Consider the following 16,596-nt stretch of genomic DNA (forward strand, 5'->3'; position numbering starts at 1 on the left):
TGATGCCGCCAGAAACGGGTAACAGTGATGACAGCAACACTCAAAGACGTGGCACTGCGCGCCGGGGTTTCCACATCTGCGGTATCGCGCACCTTCACTGCTGGCGCCTCGGTATCGGAAAAGATGCGGCGCAAAGTCGAAAAAGCGGCCGCCGAACTGGGCTACAGCCCGAATTTTCTGGCCCGCAGCCTGACGACACGGCGCACCAAACTGATCGGCCTGGTGTCCAACAACTTTCACAACCCGATCTTTCTGGAGGTGTTCGATCTGTTCACCCGCGGCCTGCAAGACCGTGGTTTGCGCCCTCTTCTGGTCAACCTCAGCGATGAAACCGATCCCGAACACTCCGTTCAGATGCTTCAGCAGTATTCGGTGGATGGGGTAATCGTCGCCTCATCGACACTTCCACCTGCGTTTTCCAAGGCGTTCCGGGACAAAGGCATGGCTGTCGTCAATACCTTCGGGCGCTACGCCAGCAGCCCGGATGTTCATGTGGTCGGCATCGACAACGCCGAGGCAGGCCGGATCGCGGCGCGCGAACTTGCGGCTCGGGGATACAAAAACGTCGGATTTCTGGGCGGGCCAGAGACCGCCACCTCGACAACGGACCGCTTGCGGGGTTTTACCGAAGAGATCGCGCGGCATCCTGACATGAGTTGCAGCCATTCCTTTGCCACCGCCTATTCGTTTCAAGCGGGCCGGACGGAAATGCTTCGCCTGCTGGAAACCGGCCATGCCGAGGCGTATTTTTGCGGCGATGACGTGTTGTCCATCGGTGTGCTCAGCGCAATCCGGGATCGCGGGCTTCAGGTACCGCAGGATATTGGCGTGATCGGCCTGAACGACATGGAAATCGCCAGTTGGCAAAACATCGCGCTCACGACCATTCATCAGCCGATCCGGCAGATCATCAACTCGTCGGTGGAGCTGATGGTGGCGATGCTCGATGAGCCGGACCGCTACCCCGAAGCGCGCCTGTTCCCCTGTCAGGTAATTGAACGCGAGACCCTTCGACCCCGCGTTCAAACTGGGTGATCAGCGAAACATCGGCGGACGTGCGTCCAGCCAAGCGCCGTTGCCCTTGGCCGAGTCGACCGCCGCATAGACCGCCGCCATCGACCGAAGGCCGTCGGTTGCCGTCGGCAGACCATCGCGGGTCTCACCCCTGATCGCATCGGCCAAATCGCAATAGATATTGGCGACGGCCAAAGGGAAGCCTTCGGGGTGTGCGATAGAGACCCGAGACAAACGCTGGGCGTCCTCATGCAGGCCGCTTTCGCCCTTTTCGATGATCTGGGTCCGCCCACCGACTGGTGTATAAATCAATTGGTTAGGCTGCTCGGACGCCCACCGCAATCCGCCGGTTTCGCCAAAGACCTGAATGTCGAACCCGTGTTGCCGCCCGATAGCCACAGACGAGGTCCAAAGCCGCCCGACCGTGCCCCCCGCCATTCGGAAATTGACCATCGCGTCATCCTCCAGCACCCGGCTGGGAATGGTCGAGGCGAAATCGGCTGACAGCTTTTCGACCTGATCGTCGCAAATGAAGCTTGCCATATGTAGGGCGTGGATACCGCAATCGGCGAACTGTCCGGACACGCCCGCCATTTCCGGATCATAACGCCAGCGCACGCGCGGGTTGTCCGCGTCGGTGGCGTCGCCGTGGTGCCCGTGGCTGAAATTGGTCACCACGAGGCGGACCTTGCCGATCTCTCCGGCGCGCACCATGGCGCGGGCTTGCCGCACCATCGGATAGGCCGAATAGCAATAGTTCACCGCGCAGATCTTGCCGCTGGCCATGGCCACCCGCACGATCTCTTCGCCCTCGTCGACCTGCATCGTCATCGGCTTTTCGCACAGCACGTTGAACCCCGCCTCGAGAAAGGCCTTGGTGATTTCAAAGTGGGTGGAGTTCGGGGTCGCCACGGTTACCAGATCCATCCGGTCAGGGCGGTCCTGTTCGCCAGCCAGCATCTCTTGCCAGCTGCCATAGGCCCGGTCTGCCGAGATGCCCAGCCGCTGCGCATAGTCGCGTCCCGCATCGGCGCGGTGATCCAGCGCGCCAGCGACAAATTCAAACAGCCCGTCCGCCTGAGCGCCCAGTCGATGCGCCGGTCCGATCTGGCTGCCTTCGCCGCCGCCGATCATACCCCATTTCAGTTTTGCCATTTCGTTCATCCTAAATGCCGATGGATTGCAGATATTTATGGTTTGCGTGCGCCGTTCACAGACGTAGTCGGCGCGATCGGCTCACTGGCCTTGCAGCGCTTACTTGGCCTTTCCCCTTGGACCACCAGTGGTACCGGTGCTTACAACCATTGTGATGCCTTTCGAGGTGTCAGAGCGTAGCGACGTCAACCCAAGCCTTGGCATGGGAGGACGCCAAGGCCGCCGCCACGACTTGATTGACTTCCAAGCCATCCTGAAAGGTCGGCCAAACGGGGGTTCCGGTCTCGATTGCGCGCAGAAAATCGCGGGCTTCGATGATGATCTGATCCTGATACCCGGTGCCGTGCCCCGGCCCCTGACAAAAAGGCTCATAATCGGGGTGCGCCGGGCCGGTCAAAATCTTGCGAAAGCCGCGCGTCGCCTCGGGCTCGTCCGATTGATAGAACCACAGCGCGTTCTGGTCTTCCTGATCAAAGCGGATCGCGCCTTTTGTTCCCGTGATTTCATAGGCATAGCCCATCTTTCTGCCATGGCTGATGCGGCTGAAATACATCTGTCCCATGGCGCCATTTGCAAAGCGGCACATCATCTGGCCGTGATCGTCGTTCGTCACTTCGCCGCCCGGACGCTTGGCGTGGACGGTTTCGACCTCGGCGATCAAAGAGGCAATCGGCCCGGCAAGCGCCAGCGCGCCATTGATCATATGCGGGGCCAGATCGCCCATCGTGCCATTCGCATCCCCGGTGGTGCGCCACGTCGCGGGCTGTTGCGGATCAGCGAGGAAATCCTCGGTATGCTCGCCCCGGAACCATGTAATGTCGCCGATTGCCCCCTCAGAGATCAGACGGCGGGCGAACTGGCTGGCGGGCGTCCGTATATAGTTGAACCCGGTCATGCTGACCTGCCCCTGCGCCGCCGCCACCATCGCTCGGCTGTCCGCCAATGATGCTCCTAAGGGCTTTTCGCAGAACACGGGCTTGTTCAGCGCGAAAGCTGCGGTAGCGATGGACAGATGGGTTTCCTGTGGTGACGCGATGATCACCGCCTCGACCTTGGGGTCATTCACCAGCACCCGCCAGTCGTCCGTGCAGCGCGCAAAACCATAGGCTGTGCGATACTTTTCGGCAGACACCGGGTTGGTGGCGCAAACCATCTCGAGCCTTGGCCGCAGCGCCGTATTGAACACCGCGCCAACGGCAGACATCGCCACGGCATGCGCCTTGCCCATGTAGCCTCCGCCAACGATCCCAATGCCGATTCCTGTCATCATGCCGCCCGTGGTTCGATTTCGGTTTGCAACCGGTTGCAAAATTTGTATCTTCGGATTCGGCAATGCGCAAGATGCAATCGCCCATCCGGCACCTTTGAACGAAACGCGGGCAGATCATGAACAGCACGGTAAGACTGACGACGGCGCAGGCAATCATCCGCTTTATAGCCAACCAATATATCGTCATCGACGGAGAGGAGATGCGGGTCTGCGGCGGTGGTTTCGGCATCTTCGGTCATGGCAACGTCACCTGTCTGGGCGAGGCGCTGTATGACGCAAGGGACGCCCTCCCGCTGTATCGCGGCCAAAACGAACAAAGCATGGGCTTTGCCGCAGCGGGCTATGCCAAGCAATGGCTGCGCCAGAGGTTCATGTTCTGCACCGCCAGCGCGGGGCCCGGCACAGCCAACCTGCTGACCTCGGCCGCCCTTGCCCATGCCAACCGCCTGCCGATGTTGATGCTGTGCGGCGACGCCTTTCTGACCCGCCTGCCCGACCCGGTCCTGCAGCAACTGGAACACTTCGGAAACCCGACGCTGGGGGTGAACGATGCCTTCAAGGCGGTCTCGCGGTTCTGGGACAGGATCACTCATCCAGCGCAGATCCTGCAATCGCTGCCAGCCGCCTTTGCGACGATGCTGGACCCGGCCGATTGCGGCCCCGCCTTCCTTGGCCTGCCGCAAGACGTGCAAGGCTGGACCTATGATTACCCTGTCAGTTTCTTCGACAAGCGCGTGCATCGCATCCGCCGTCAGGCCCCCGACACGGCCGAGGTCACAGCGGCGGCCGAGGTACTGCGGTGCGCCGAACGCCCTGTGATCATCGCGGGAGGCGGCGTGCAGTATTCGGAAGCGGTGGCCGAACTGACCCAGTTCGCCACAACCCACAACATCCCGGTGATCGAGACGATTGCCGGGCGCGCAAACCTGACCCAGACCCATCCGCTGAACATCGGCCCCGTCGGCGTCACCGGATCGGACAGCGCCAATACCGTGGCGGCGCAAGCCGACGTCATTCTGGCCGTCGGCACGCGACTTCAGGACTTTACCACCGGGTCATGGACTGCCTTCGCACAGGATGCCCGGATCATCGGACTGAACGTCGGACGCCATGACGCGGCCAAGCACCTTTCGCTGCCCGTCGTGGGGGATGCCAAGCTGGGCCTGACGGCGCTCGGCGATGCCCTGCCCGGCTATCGTGCACCGGCAGCATGGACCGATGGCGCCAAGGCCGAGCGCGACAAATGGATCGCCTACACCGACAAGGTCACAACGCCCGGCAACGGGCCGAATTCATATGCGCAAGCGATCCGCGTCGTGAACGATCTGTGCGACCCGCGCGACCGGGTGGTCGCCGCCGCCGGCGGCCTGCCCGCCGAAGTCACGGCGCATTGGCAAACCAAGAGTGTCGGCACCGTCGATGTCGAATTCGGCTTTTCTTGCATGGGTTACGAGATTGCAGGCGGCTGGGGCGCGCGGATTGCCCAGTACGAGCGCGAGCCAGATCAGGACACCATCATCTTTACCGGCGACGGCTCTTATCTGCTGATGAACTCGGACATCTATTCCTCGGTGCTCACAGGGCGCAAGCTGATCATCTGCGTGTTGGACAACGGCGGTTTTGCCGTGATCAACAAGCTGCAGAACAACACCGGCAACGAAAGCTTCAACACCCTCATTGCCGACTGCCCCACGGTATCAAACCCCTTTGCCGTGGATTTCGAAGCCCATGCCGCCGCCATGGGCGCGCATGCCGAAACGGTCGCGACCCCGGCAGACTTCGGCGAGGCCTTCAAACGCGCCAAAGCCGCCGACAAGACCTGCGTGATCGTGATGCAGGTCGATGCCTACGACGGCTGGACAACACAAGGCCATGCCTGGTGGGAGGTCGGAACGCCCCACATAAGCGACAATCCGAAAATCAACGAAAAGCACGCCGAAATCGAGGCCGAACGCGTCAACCAGCGAAAGGGCGTCTGATGAGCGTTCTCGCCAGCATCAAGAAAAACCGCTTTGTCATCATCGGGCGCGTCGGCATGGATCTGTTCACCGATCCCGGTGGCGCAACCGAAGAGGCAGCACATTTCACCGCTGACATGGGCGGATCTTCTGCCAATATCGCGGCGGGGATCGTGAAACTGGGTGGACAGGCCTCGCTTGTGACAACCGTGTCCGACGATGCGGTTGGGCGATTTTGCCTTAACAAGTTGGACCACTACGGCATTGAGAGGGTTCATGTCCGGTCCGTCGGTGGTGAAGCGCGCAATTCCCTTGCGGTGTATGAAAGCCGCGTCGAGGGGCATCAATCGGTCATCTATCGCAATGGCGCCGCTGATTTCGAGATGACGCAGGATGATGTTGCCGCCGTGGATTATAGCCGCTTTGGTGCGCTGGTAACTGCAGGCACGGTCTTTGCCGCTGAACCATCACGCTCAGCGACCTTCCATGCCTTTGATCTGGCCAAAGCCGCGGGCTTGCCAGTCATTTTCGACGTGGACTACCGCCCCTACTCATGGCCGTCACCCGAGGTCGCGGCCAAAGTTTTATCGTGCGCAGGCGCCTTGTCCGACGTGATCGTCGGCAATGATGACGAATTCGGCTTCATGGCTGGCGGAAAGGACAAGGGGCTGGCCAAGGCCCGCGAATTGGCGGCAACGACCGCTTCCATCGTCGTCTACAAGATGGGCGATAAGGGCGCGATCACCTTTGCGGACGGCCAGGAAATCCACACCGGCATTTATCCCGTGACCGCCCTGAAACCGACCGGCGCGGGCGACAGCTTTATGGCCGGAACGCTGTGCTCCATTGCGGATGGGCATGATCTTCGGACCTCGGTACTGCGCGGGTCGGCCTGCGCGGCCATCGTCGTGGCCAAACCCGGCTGCGCCCCCGCCATGCCCGACCGCGCTGCCTTGAATGCTTTTCTGGCCGACCATCCCGGCCCCACCTCACCCAGCTAAGGATCTGCCATGCATATCGCGCCCCATGACAACAGGAACAAGCCAATCGTGGATGCCAACGATCCACTGGTCCCGCTGACCTATTTCAACATCGTCAAGCTGAAAGCCGGCGAGGCCTTCGAATATCAGGTGCCGGGGTATGAAACCTGCATCGTGCCCGCGACCGGCACCGTGGATGTCGACGTCGAAGGCGTGGAGTTCAAAGCCCTCGGCAACCGCACCGAAGACGTTTGGGACGGCGAGCCCGAGGGGGTCTATGCCCCCGTTGGCGCAAAGGTGACGATCATCGCAACCCGCGACACCGAAACCTTTGTCGCAGGGGCGAAATACGACAAGGTTCTGGACCCTTTCGAAGTGCGCGTGGCCGAGATCGACAAGGTGCAATACGGCTCGGACGACACCAAGACCCACCGCAAGATCAAGCATATTCTGGGGCAAAAACAGCACGGCAAAGTTGGCCGCCTGCTTGTCAGCGAACTGTTCACCGTGGGCCAAGGCGGCTGGTCCGGCTTTCCCGCGCACAAGCATGACACCGACAACCTGCCGCATGAAACCCGCCATGATGAAACCTACAACTTTCGCTTTCGCCCAAAGCACGGTTCGGGCGTGCAGATCCTGCAGCGCGAAGAAGGCAAGCCGGGTGACGCCTACCAACTGATGGACGGCTCGACGATCATGATCGACAAAGGCTATCACCCCTGCGCGGTGATGCCCGGCTACGAGATGTATTACTTCACCATTCTGGGCGGCCTGAGCCAGCGCAGCCTGGTGCAGTTCTTCCAACCGACCCACGCCTATCAGATCGAAACGATCCCGGGGATCAAAGACATGGTGGCCAAGTTCAAATGAGCCTCGCCACGCTTGCCGAGGTTCTGCAACCGGCGCTCAGGGGGCACTACGCCGTGGCCGGACTGGTCACGCTGGGCTGGGAAGACATGTGCGCCTTCGTCGCCGCCGCCGAGGCCGAAGGCTGCCCGGTGATCTTGCAGGCGGGCCCGTCGTGCCGGGCGCATACACCGCTGCCGGTGCTGGGCAAGATGTTTCGCCATCTGGCCGAACGGGCCTCGGTGCCTGTGGTGGCACATCTGGACCACGGCTACACGATGGACGACTGCCGCGAGGCGCTGGACAGCGGCTTTACCTCGCTGATGTTCGACGGCTCGCGCAAGCCGCTTGCCCAGAACATCGCCGAAACCGCCGCGATTGCAGAAATGGCCCATGCTGCAGGGGTTTCCTGCGAAGGCGAGATCGGCTTTGTCGGCTATGCCTCGGGCGAAGGCTCGGCCGGGACCGATCCGGAGGAAGCCGCGCAATTCGCGCGGGAGACAGGCGTGGACGCCATGGCGATTTCGGTCGGCAACGTGCATCTGCAACAGGACAAGCAAGGCGGTCTTGATCTGGCCCGCATCCGCGCGATCGAAGCGGTCACCGGCGTCCCGCTGGTCATCCACGGCGGATCGGGGGTGCCGGTGGCGCAGCGCCGGGCGCTGGCGAGCGGGTCCAACATCTGCAAATTCAATATCGGCACCGAATTGCGCATGGCCTTTGGACAGGCCCTGCGCGCCGCCTTGGATGCGGACCCGGTGCGCTTTGATCGGGTCGACATCCTCAAGGACACGCACGCCCCCATGGTCGCAGCGACCCGCCGGGTTCTTCAAGGCTTTGCACACCCCGAAATGGCCTCTTAAACCTGCTGCCTGCGGCGGCCATTGATCCACGTCAACGCTTTGTCCTGCCCCGTGACGCACACTGATCGGGCACAACAATCAAGGCGGTAGTCGATGTCAAAAAATGCGTCGCAAGACTTGCACCACATCGTGGGCGGCGGCATCGCCGGGCTGGCAACCGCCGTCTATCTGGTCCGCGATGCCGGGGTCGATGGAAAGAACATTCGCATCCATGAGCAGCTCGGACTTGCCGGGGGGTCGCTTGACGGGTCAGGAGATGCAGAGACCGGATACATGATCCGCGGCGGGCGCATGTTCGAAAAGCATTTCGCCTGCACCTTCGATCTGTTGGACACGATCCCAACCGGCAATGATCCGGATACCTCCGTGACCCAGGACATCATGGCCTTCAATCGCATGGTGCCGGGTTCCTCCAACTGTCGCCTCGTGCGCGATGGCAAGCCAGCCGAGGATCGCTATGACCTCACGCTAGGCGCGCATGACATCGTCGATATCAACCGCCTCATCCTTCACCCCGAACACAGTCTTGCCGGGCAACGCATCGAGGATTGGTTCAAGCCGTCCTTCTTTGACAGCAACTTCTGGCTGATGTGGGCGACGATGTTCTCGTTCCAGCCTTGGCATTCGCTGATTGAAATGCGGCGTTATCTGCGGCGGTTCATCCACCTCTTTCCCGGGTTCACGCGCATCGCCGGGATTCTGCGCACGCGTTACAACCAATACGATTCCCTGATTGCTCCGATCGTCACTTGGCTGGAAAATCGCGGTGTCCGCATCTCGACCGAGGCACAGGTCGTCGACGTGACAATCGATGGCACGCTGCAAGACCGCCACGTCACGGCGCTTGCCCTGTCCGATGGCAGCGTCGCCCCGATCGCCAATACGGATTGCGTTTACCTGACCTTGGGGTCCATGACCGATGCCTCTGTTCAGGGATCGAACGACCGCGCCCCCAGTCTTGAGGACCACGCGGGCGGCGCTTGGACGTTGTGGCGCATGCTTGCCGAGCAGAACGAAGGCCTTGGCCGCCCCGAGGCGTTCTGCGGCGATACGACCAAAACGGCGTGGCATTCCTTTACCGTGACGATGGATAGCCCGGAATTCTTTGAATTCATGGAAGATTTCACCAACAACCGGACCGGAACCGGGGGCTTGATCACCTTTGCCGGGTCAGGCTGGATCCTTTCGATCGTGCTGTTTCACCAGCCGCATTTCCGCGACCAGAAACACGGCACCTACACCTTTTGGGGCTATGGGTTGCGCGGGGATCGCCCCGGCGACTTCGTGAAAAAACCGATGTGGGAGGCCACCGGTGACGAGATCATCACCGAGCTTTGCGGACAGCTGAAACTGACGGATGAGCAAAGCGCATGGTTTGACAAAGCGCGGGTCCTTCCCTGCCGGATGCCGTTTATCACCAGCCAGTTCATGCCCCGAAACCCCGGCGACCGGCCTGACGTACGCCCCGAAGGCGCTCGGAATTTCGCGGTGATCGGGCAGTATTGCGAATTGCCGCGCGATTGCGTCTTTACGGTGGAATACTCCGTGCGCTCCGCCCGGACCGCCGTGGCGAGCCTGACAGGCCGCGTGAAACCGCCGCCTCCTGTCGCGCGGACTGACCTTGACCCGATGGTCCTGATACGGGCCGCCCGCGTTCTGATGGGCGTCTGATCAAACCGGCAGCCAAAGCGCCAGCCTCGCCCTTCCGGGCGGCCTTGATGCACGGGCTCCAACATTGGCACTGTTCAAAAGGCCCTGCGCCACGCAAGATGAGAACAGGTGTGATAACAACAATCCACGATAAGATTTCGCACCACAGATGTCGAAGATACAGCGTCGATTTCCTGAAAAGACACCCAAAAATCGTGCCCCCGACACGCGCAAGGATCCTCTGAGTCAGGTCCGTCTTGATCCTGAAATATCAGGATCAAAACGACCTTGGTGGAATAACTTGGCACGATAAAACCTCAAAACACATCCCCTAAAGTGATCAATGGATTGATCTCTCTATTGCCGAAACTATTAGGGAAAGATCGCAAAAACCGCGTCACGCCATCCAAATAGGTAAGGTGATCTTTCTTAGGAGTTTTCTCAAAACTTAATTTCCATGACCCAATTTCCATTTAACATTGATTCAACACGCATAACGTGTACCCCTGTTAGCAAGGCTTGATCCACTTACGATGGAAGGACCTCATTATGCCACTCCCAACCGAAGATAGCGCTGTCACACAAGCGCAAGTCAATGCAGCAGTAAACCTGGCGAATTTTCCCGGCGCTGTCCCCGGTGAGAAAGGCTGGCACTATGGTCAGTTGGAAGGCTGGGCATTTGAGTTCGGCTATCCGGAAGGCATTCCGATTTATGCAGAATGTGTGGCGGGCGGCGCCTCGTATCACATCTACTGGCTCAACGACGGGCATCAAGCGCCGATCATTCTTGGCATAGGACAAACCCCCGCCACTTACGGTGTGATGCCTCAGTAGGTTTCGCGTCGGTCTGCCGGGATAACCGCCTTTGGACAGTGACGCGCGCGGCCCTACGCCGGAGGCGGCAACAGTGCATCCATGCTCTTCAAAACTCGCGGCGCATATCGCCAGTGGGCCACAAGCTCCATAAAACGCGCAATCGCCGACAATGGGAATGGCATCGGGCGGCGGAAGTCGACCATCAGGATTACGCGTATCTGCGAACTCTCGTTGATCACCTCGTGATCCCACGAGTCGTCGAACAGCACGCTCTCGCCCTCAACCCAAGTGTAATACTTATCTTTCAGACGGATGCGAGGTGGGTTTTCATCCGGAACCATCAAGGCAAGGTGATAGCGCAGATAGGCGCGCGACGGTCCGGTGTGTGCCGCAATGTTCTTTCCCGGCTCGAGAATGGACAACATCGCCTGATGAATTCCCGGAATCTGACGGGCCAATTCAAGCGTCTTCGGAGCCAGGGCCGGAGCGGCAAGCGGGGTGCGTCCAAAGCAGGTCAGCATGAAAACACTCCACCGCTTGTCCCGCTGGGTCCGCCCGGATGTGCGGATGACATCCGTGTCGATTGAATGATAAGACGGCAGACGCCCATAGGCGGCCAAGACCGCGCGCGCCTCGGATTGTATCACCTCAAACTCCGCTTCAAGCGTCCGCAACTCGGGCCGCGTGGCATCAATATCGTGAAAGACGGGGCGCGCATCCCCTCCCGTGTACACATCAAAAATCGGGTTGAGCCACCCCGCCATGTTGTAAAGCGAAAGGGATTTTTGCCACCGGCGCAGGGTCGGGGTCAGGCCAGCTCGGTAGAACTTTTTTAGTGCCAACATTCTGCTTTCTCTCAGTTTCGCAATCAAGGAACCGCCGGCGCAGGCTTGCCTTCAGCAGGCAAGCGAAAAACAACCACCACAGCATGCAGGTTTTTCCCGTTTAAAGATAGTTCAATAAATTTTTTTCGCCTCTAACGCATGAAGAGACTTAACAGGTGATTGACTTGGGGTTAACCTGCAATGAGAATCGCGTTGACAGCGATAGACAACAAACAAATCAACACGTGGGACATTGTATTATTTCGTTGCGCCCTTTTATGGTTTGAAGACCTTTTGCTTTCTGCGACCCCCCTCCCACTGATGTGATCCATACTGACAAAGCCAGTGGCAAACTGGTTGTTTCATGTGTCTTTCGGCGCATAAATTTTTATTGCGCCCTTATCAGGGAGAATTCCGTCGTGACTCTTAAGTCATATTCCGAAGATCATCAAAAAATCATCACAAATGCCATCCGCACTGTCGGCCTGAATATTAGCGACATCGAGGGGAAATCTTATGGCCCTCAATCCCATAAAGGGGCAATGGTCATATCCTCCGATCCGGGTCAGGACAATTTGAATTCGCGTCTGGTAAACGTCAATTCCATCGCCGAGCTCAAAGCCATCGGCGGCATTGCGGACAGTCACTTTGAAAGTGCCGGAGACAAACACGTCGATTATCCGGAGGACGCGCTGAAAACCGATGTCGGGGCGGCGATCGAACGGGCTCGTTTGGACAGTTGTTCGCTTGAAAGCCTGCTGCATCCGGACGATCACGCCGTCGTCGATCAGGCGATGATGGCCTATTTGAACGGCAACAGCGCCAAGGTCAAAGACTTTGAGCCCGTGATCAATGCCCTGAGATTCCCCATGCAGATTCTTGTGACGGCGGGCGAAGACATAACCGTCACCAAGGACAATCCACTGATCATCGGTCAGGACAGCCCCCACGTACAGGGTGGCAAGGCCATTTTTGGAACCGTCACAGTCGAAGAAGGAGGCCAGATCCAGATCTTGATACCGGTCACCTTCGAAGCCGCCCAGATGATCTTGAAATGAGGGTGTGACATGGCAATCGTACCAAATGTATCCGTCGTTGGCACCAATGGCACCACAGGAACGGACGGCACCGACAGCGACGTCGGCTCTACGGGATCGCCGGCCTATGCAGGCCAGTGCGGAGGCAAGAACAACAAGGATTGCAATGTCGCCCCCCATCCGGGCGGCACAGGCGGCCCCGGCCCCAAGGGCGGTGATGGCTCAATCGGTGGCGATGGCACCTGCCCTGCCTCGCTGACCTTTAAGGTCGGAGAAATCTCGGGTGAGTTTCTTGTCGCGGTGGTCAATGGCAATGGCGGCAAAGGCGGTGATGGCGGCAAGGGCGGACCGGGCGGACCCGGAGGCCCGGGCGTAGATGTCCTGTCCTGCTGTCAGGGCAAATACGGAGCGAAAATGGCCGCGGGCGCCACTGGGCCAGGCGGCGACGGGGGCGTCGGCAAGAACGGCGGCGCGGGGGCGCCGATTGGCACCCAGATCACCATTCTCTACAAAACCATCGCCCCCGGCACGACTTACAAACTGGATACCTCGCAATTTGGTGCGGGTGGTGGCGCAGGCGCCGGCGGCAGTCCCGGCGGAAACGGCGGCAGTCCGGGCCCCAATGGCGAGACTGGCCCATCCACGCCCCCGGGCAAAGGTCCCACCGTGACGTTGCAGCAAGATTTGAGCTGACAGCAGACCTCTGACGAGACGACGACTTCGGAAGGAAGAGATGTGAAACAAAGTGATGCACAGATAGTGGTCGTTGCCGCGGACGGCGCACCGGGCCTGCCGGGACAAGCTGGAAACGTCGGAGCGCTTGGCGTCGATGGCACGCCCGGAAGATGCCAGACCAGCAAGGGATGGTGGCACAAGCTGGACTGCGATTGCGCGGGCAACGGCAACGAAGGCGGTCCCGGCGGCTGCGGCGGGACCGGGGGCAATGGTGGCAATGGCGCTTCGGCTCCGCCCTTCACCCTGAAATATCACACGCTCACGGGATCCTTGTTGATTTGGTCCCAAGGCGGCGCGGGCGGTGAAGGCGGCAAAGGCGGTGCTGGTGGCATTGGCGGAACCGGCGGGAATGGCGGCACCAATGCGCCCGAATGCATCGACAACGTTGACAAGGTGCCCAAGTGCGACATGTCCGTGGGCGGCCTTGGCGGCTACGGTGGAAATGGCGGCGCCGGCGGCGATGCCGGGAACGGCGGCAATGGCGGTGATGTGACGATCGGCTATTACTCGGCCGCCCCGGGCAATGTCGTCATTCAATCTCCGGGCGGGGCTGCAGGTGCTGGCGGCAAGTCAGGAGATCCAGGAGCTGGCGGCAAAGGTGGCGCGAACGAAGTGCCAAAGGGTACAGACCCGACCTATGGCCCCCAAGGTGCCAACGGCGGCCCTTCTCATCCCGGCCAGAACGGCCAGACCGGGAAGAACGGCACCCCGGTCTACAAACAGCTCACCGATTAGATCGGTGCCCCCGCGCCCGTCACAGTTGCCGGGCGCGGGGGCCGTTTTTCGCCCTTTTTGGCGTTCCGATTTCGGCGCTCGGGCTTGGCAGGTGATCAAGATCCTGCACGCATTTCAATCGAAAGCTTTATGCCATGGGCACTGTCACCACCTATGCGAAAGAAACCGCCTCGGCCTTGCTTGACTTGATCGATGTCGCTGGCGGAGATCTTCAGAATGTCCGCTTGCCCAACAAATCTCCGACCAGACTAAATATCGCTACGGTCTTCCAAAGCCCCGGTCTGACGACCGGCGGCGGTCAGGGGGTTCTGGCTTATGGAACCGTGGCCGGTATCGCCGATCCGGTTGCCGTCCTGGCAATCTCGGTCAACTGGCCAAACTTCAATACGTTTTTTCTGCAAAGCTATCTGACCAGCGTGCTGACGCCGCCTCCTTCATTGGCGCTGCCTTCGCAATTGATCAGCGGCGCGCCGATGGCACAGATGGCGCTTGGCTATCAGGTCATGTTCGGCAACCTCCGCAGCAAGATCTGGACCGCGCTTGAAAAATTGGACTTCGTTCCGGGCTTTGGCGCGTCGTATCCACTTCTTGTGGTGGGAATGGGCCCTTCGGCCCCCATCGCGCAGATGGTCGCCGCCGAACTGCGCCCGGGTCAAGACAACCCCAACGGGCCCGACGGCGCCAAGTCCAAGGTGACCTCGGTGGCCAGCTATGCGTTTTCCGCCGCGAGTTATGGCAATGCCAACTACAACGCTGGACTGAACAATGTGGTTCCGGCCTCCTTTGTCGTAAATCTGGACGGTCTGGACTTTTACCCGTCAAAGGTGGGCGCACCGCCGGACTGGGTGCCTTCCGGGGCTCCGCAAAAGATTTCGGCCAAGGTTCCCGCAACCGACACGCCATGGCTTGAACGAACCCCGGCGTTTTACCAGACAGCCTATGGCGCGGCGCAACCGGACTTGACGGAAGGCGGCTATTTCCCGACGCAGCCCGCCGGGTTTGACGCGGATCTGGCCTATACCCTTTCGACCTTGGCGCTGATTGCCTATGCCCGCTTTCAGCACCCCAACCTTGGTGTCAGCCCCGCCCTGCCCGGCGGCTATAACCTTGCCGCCGATATCAACCTTGGTGGAGTTCTGTGGGGAACGATCTTTACCTCACTTGGCAAGACAGTTGTCGCCCTGCGCGGCCCTTGTTCGTGGGTCGAATGGCTGGCCCTGAATGCCCAAGGCGAAACCACCCCCTTCCCCGGAGATGGCCTGGGTTTTGTTCTGACCGGGCTGGCGGATGTCTATCCGGACCTGCTGGGCGCTGTGACGTCAGCACTGGCAAGCGTGCCGAATGTTGCCCAAAGCGCGCTTTATTTTACTGGCCATGACTTTGGCGGTTCGCTGGCCACCATGGTCGGCCTTACGCAAAAAACTACACCGGCGACAGGCACCCCGGCCACCACGGCGATCTACGGTATCGGAACCAATAGGTTTTGCGACTACACCTTTGCCGCGACGCTGGCAGCAGACTTGCCGGGCATGTGCTATCAGATCACCCGGCCCGTGGATGTGATTGCCCAGTCCAGCGGCCGCAAGCTGCTTGCACCACCACCTGAACAGGTCTCCTTGTCCGGTGGCACATCGACAGCCGCCAACAGCACGACCGGGCATACCTTGGCGCTCTACCATGCTCTTATGGATCCGCGTGCCATGGCGCTGCGGTCCAAACCCCACGCGACCGCAGATTTTGCACCGAACGCCATCGCGCTTGGTTTGATGCCCGCACCGACACAGATCAAGCCCAGCGCCAGCACGGCGCCCCTCAAAGGCATGTTGGCCAAAGTCGCGAGATTTCACGGCGTGGACCCGGCGCATCTGACCGAAACGTATATGGACACCGCAGATCACAACGGCTGGCTGAGCCTGTCCTCGGACCCGGCCAAATCCAGCCACCCAGCGGCGCAGGTCTTTGCCTCTGGCGTGACCACCTATGCCGCGCAAACCATCACGGTTCGGGCTGGGCAAAATCTGCTGATCAACAGCCCCGATGGCCGTCCAGTGCAGATCATGGCCGACAATATCCATATCGAAAAGGGCGGCATGATGGCGATCTCGACCGATGCGATCATTACCACCAACAGCCTGACGACGGATGGCAGCAACCCGCCGGAGATTTCTGTCATAGGCACGGACGGCGCAGACGGAACCAATGGCCACGATGGCTCGATCGGCGCCAACGGCGTGCCGGGCGCTGCCGGAGAGAACGGCAGAGACGGAGGGAACGGGACCGATGGAACCGACGGCACTTGCCCTGCCAACCTTGTGCTCAGATTGAACGACATCACCTCGGACCTCACGATCGAATACCTTAGTGGCAATGGCGGCCGGGGTGGCAAAGGTGGCAATGGCGGCCCGGGTGGCGATGGCACCGTCGGCGGCAGCGGTGGCCGTGGCGGAAATGCCGGAAACGGTGGTCCGGGTGCATCCCCGGCGCCGAAAATCATGGTCTATTACCACACCAAAGCGCCGGGGACCAACTTTACGCTGAAATTGCTCGGCGGGCGCGGCGGCGATCCGAATCCGTTTGGCACCGGTGGAGCTGGGGGCAAATCGGTGATCACCGGAAAGGCATCCCCGAACGGACGCGATGGAACCCCCGGACATATTGGGATCAACGGACCATCCGCCACCGTGACCTTGCTGCAAATCTCGGACGATTGATC

Annotated in this window: 14 protein-coding genes; 11 read left to right on the forward strand and 3 right to left on the reverse strand. The window is 60.3% G+C overall.

Annotation, left to right across the window (positions count from 1 at the left end):
* Window positions 1-27 precede the first annotated feature (27 nt).
* A complete protein-coding gene (locus ACOYQJ_RS16685; protein WP_422907183.1) occupies window positions 28-1,035 on the forward strand; it encodes a LacI family DNA-binding transcriptional regulator in 1,008 nt (335 codons plus the stop codon).
* Here ACOYQJ_RS16685 and ACOYQJ_RS16690 read toward each other — a convergent pair whose 3' ends face one another.
* Both ACOYQJ_RS16690 and ACOYQJ_RS16695 read right to left on the reverse strand, forming a co-directional pair.
* Window positions 1,036-2,169 (reverse strand): Gfo/Idh/MocA family protein, encoded by a 1,134-nt coding sequence (locus ACOYQJ_RS16690; RefSeq protein ID WP_422907184.1) that lies wholly within the window; start codon window positions 2,167-2,169, stop codon window positions 1,036-1,038.
* 169 nt (window positions 2,170-2,338) lie between these two features.
* Window positions 2,339-3,436, reverse strand: a complete 1,098-nt coding sequence (locus ACOYQJ_RS16695; RefSeq protein ID WP_422907243.1) for a Gfo/Idh/MocA family protein — start codon at window positions 3,434-3,436, stop codon at window positions 2,339-2,341.
* Between the two features lie 119 nt (window positions 3,437-3,555).
* Here ACOYQJ_RS16695 and iolD point away from each other — a divergent pair, with 119 nt between their 5' ends.
* From iolD to ACOYQJ_RS16725, 6 genes are all read left to right on the forward strand, one after another.
* Window positions 3,556-5,418, forward strand: a complete 1,863-nt coding sequence (iolD, locus tag ACOYQJ_RS16700; RefSeq protein ID WP_422907185.1) for a 3D-(3,5/4)-trihydroxycyclohexane-1,2-dione acylhydrolase (decyclizing) — start codon at window positions 3,556-3,558, stop codon at window positions 5,416-5,418.
* Window positions 5,418-6,398, forward strand: coding sequence for a 5-dehydro-2-deoxygluconokinase (iolC, locus tag ACOYQJ_RS16705; protein ID WP_422907186.1), 981 nt, complete (start codon window positions 5,418-5,420; stop codon window positions 6,396-6,398). The genes iolD and iolC overlap by 1 nt, the downstream gene beginning before the upstream one ends.
* 9 nt (window positions 6,399-6,407) lie before the next feature.
* Window positions 6,408-7,247: a 5-deoxy-glucuronate isomerase gene (locus tag ACOYQJ_RS16710; protein ID WP_422907187.1), complete on the forward strand. Its 840-nt coding sequence runs from the start codon at window positions 6,408-6,410 to the stop codon at window positions 7,245-7,247.
* A complete protein-coding gene (locus tag ACOYQJ_RS16715) occupies window positions 7,244-8,086 on the forward strand; it encodes a class II fructose-bisphosphate aldolase (protein WP_422907188.1) in 843 nt (280 codons plus the stop codon). The genes ACOYQJ_RS16710 and ACOYQJ_RS16715 overlap by 4 nt, the downstream gene beginning before the upstream one ends.
* 93 nt (window positions 8,087-8,179) lie before the next feature.
* Window positions 8,180-9,757 (forward strand): oleate hydratase, encoded by a 1,578-nt coding sequence (locus ACOYQJ_RS16720; RefSeq protein WP_422907189.1) that lies wholly within the window; start codon window positions 8,180-8,182, stop codon window positions 9,755-9,757.
* Between the two features lie 528 nt (window positions 9,758-10,285).
* On the forward strand, window positions 10,286-10,570 hold the full coding sequence (locus tag ACOYQJ_RS16725) for a hypothetical protein (protein ID WP_422907190.1): 285 nt from the start codon (window positions 10,286-10,288) through the stop codon (window positions 10,568-10,570).
* A 53-nt stretch (window positions 10,571-10,623) separates the two neighbouring features.
* Here the strand turns inward: ACOYQJ_RS16725 and ACOYQJ_RS16730 are convergent, their stop codons facing one another.
* Window positions 10,624-11,397: an aspartyl/asparaginyl beta-hydroxylase domain-containing protein gene (locus ACOYQJ_RS16730; RefSeq protein WP_422907191.1), complete on the reverse strand. Its 774-nt coding sequence runs from the start codon at window positions 11,395-11,397 to the stop codon at window positions 10,624-10,626.
* A 398-nt stretch (window positions 11,398-11,795) separates the two neighbouring features.
* On the opposite strand from ACOYQJ_RS16730, the gene ACOYQJ_RS16735 reads away from it, so the two are divergent.
* The 4 genes from ACOYQJ_RS16735 (at window position 11,796) to ACOYQJ_RS16750 (ending at window position 16,594) form a co-directional block, all read left to right on the forward strand.
* Window positions 11,796-12,434 (forward strand): hypothetical protein, encoded by a 639-nt coding sequence (locus tag ACOYQJ_RS16735; protein ID WP_422907192.1) that lies wholly within the window; start codon window positions 11,796-11,798, stop codon window positions 12,432-12,434.
* Between the two features lie 9 nt (window positions 12,435-12,443).
* On the forward strand, window positions 12,444-13,106 hold the full coding sequence (locus ACOYQJ_RS16740; protein WP_422907193.1) for a hypothetical protein: 663 nt from the start codon (window positions 12,444-12,446) through the stop codon (window positions 13,104-13,106).
* A 42-nt stretch (window positions 13,107-13,148) separates the two neighbouring features.
* Window positions 13,149-13,883 carry a hypothetical protein gene (locus ACOYQJ_RS16745; RefSeq protein ID WP_422907194.1) on the forward strand — a complete coding sequence of 245 codons (735 nt, stop codon included), beginning with the start codon at window positions 13,149-13,151 and terminating at the stop codon, window positions 13,881-13,883.
* A gap of 134 nt (window positions 13,884-14,017) precedes the next feature.
* Window positions 14,018-16,594, forward strand: coding sequence for a lipase family protein (locus ACOYQJ_RS16750; protein WP_422907195.1), 2,577 nt, complete (start codon window positions 14,018-14,020; stop codon window positions 16,592-16,594).
* The last annotated feature ends 2 nt before the right edge of the window (window positions 16,595-16,596 follow it).

Source organism: Pacificoceanicola algae (assembly GCF_049341065.1).
Lineage (GTDB): Bacteria > Pseudomonadota > Alphaproteobacteria > Rhodobacterales > Rhodobacteraceae > Pacificoceanicola.